The following is a 1,491-nucleotide window of genomic DNA, read 5'->3' on the forward strand; positions in this document are numbered from 1 at the left end:
TATTACAACCGCATTTATGGTGGTACTGCAGAATATGAGTAGCCGAGATCGTCCAGAAGGCGGCGACGGTGGCTCAAGCGGGCGAGGAGCCGTTTGGCTCGCCGCCACAGGGACCAGGCCAGGCGGAGCTCGGGCGATCGAGGCGGCAGCGGCAGAGCGATTTCCAGCAACCGTCTCACTTCGGGCACGGTCAACTCGGCAAGAAAGGGTTCAGCCTCCCCTTTTTTTCGTTCCGCCTGAGACGAAGCGAGGCGAGCCAGGCATGGGCCATCATGGATAGGGTGATATGTCGATACCAGCTATGCCAGTGACGCACCTCATACTGATCCATACCGGTTTCGCCTTTGCCTTCCTCGATGCACTGCTCGACGGTGTAGCGGGTGGAGGCGACCTGGGCCAGAGTGAGGAGGTCGGTCTCAGCCGGTGCATTGGAGAGATAGAAGGCCAGGTCGTCGGGATCGGATACAGAGCGGCGTACCAACAGCCATGCATCTCGTCCGGGCAGTTGCTCCTGCTGTTCTACGATGCGTCGGCAGGCCCAATCGTAGATGCGTGGGCCTTTCTCACCTTCGGCTACCTCCAGGCGCTGCCAACGGTTCTCCGGCCAGGAAGCCACCAGGGCCAGAATCGGAATGGGTTGGGCCTCCTCATCGACGACTCGTTCCCGGACCGGTCTTCTGCCCCAGCCCTGCCAGGGAGGGACACCCACCTCCGGACGTTCGAGCCAGACCGAGCTATGGGAACGCACGGCCAAGACGTACCAACGACCACTCTCGGCCACGGCGTCGCGCAGATAGGCTGCTTCACCGTAGACCTCGTCGCCGGTCACCCAGCGCATGGGGACACCAGCGGCCCAGGCGTGGCGCAACATCTCCACCGCCAGTTGGGGTTTGGTCTGAAAAAGCACATCCTCTGGAATCTTGGCCTCAGCCCGGCGTTGGGGATCATCACACCAGCTCTCCGGCAGATAGAGACGGCGGTCCAAAAAGGCGTGACCTTTCGGGCTGACGTAGCTCAAGAAGACACCCAGTTGGCAGTTTTCCGTCTTGCCCGCCGTGCCGCTGTACTGCCGCTGGACCCCCGCCGATTTCTCTCCCTTCTTGAGAAAACCGGTCTCGTCTACCACACCGATTCCCTCATCGTCGCCAAAATGGGCGCTGACGTAGTGCTGCAACTCATCTCGAGCCCCGTCCTCGTCCCAGTTCGCACTGTACAACAGGCGCTGGGTCGCATCCGGCGTCTTATCGCCTATGGCTTCCGCCAACTGCCAGCCGTTCTTGCGCTCCACCGGCGAGACCAGCCCGTGCAGGTACTTGACCGCCTGTTCGCGTACCTCTCGTCGTCCAAAGTAGGGAGCAAAACGACTGTGAAACCCTTCAAAATCCTTCGCCCATTCTTTCAATTCGCTCAGTTCCATGGCTCCTCCGGCTCATTGAGTTCCATTCCATTATCTCCGGTTAGAGCCTCATTCGCTAATCTGCGGTTGTAGTA

Annotated in this window: 1 protein-coding gene; it reads right to left on the minus strand. The window is 60.3% G+C overall.

Annotation, left to right across the window (positions count from 1 at the left end; genetic code table 11):
* Window positions 1-190: 190 nt before the first annotated feature.
* On the minus strand, window positions 191-1,417 hold the full coding sequence (locus tag FKZ61_RS23685) for an IS701 family transposase (RefSeq protein ID WP_141612639.1): 1,227 nt from the start codon (window positions 1,415-1,417) through the stop codon (window positions 191-193).
* Between the last annotated feature and the right edge of the window lie 74 nt (window positions 1,418-1,491).

Source organism: Litorilinea aerophila (assembly GCF_006569185.2).
In the GTDB taxonomy this organism is placed as follows: Bacteria; Chloroflexota; Anaerolineae; order Caldilineales; family Caldilineaceae; genus Litorilinea; species Litorilinea aerophila.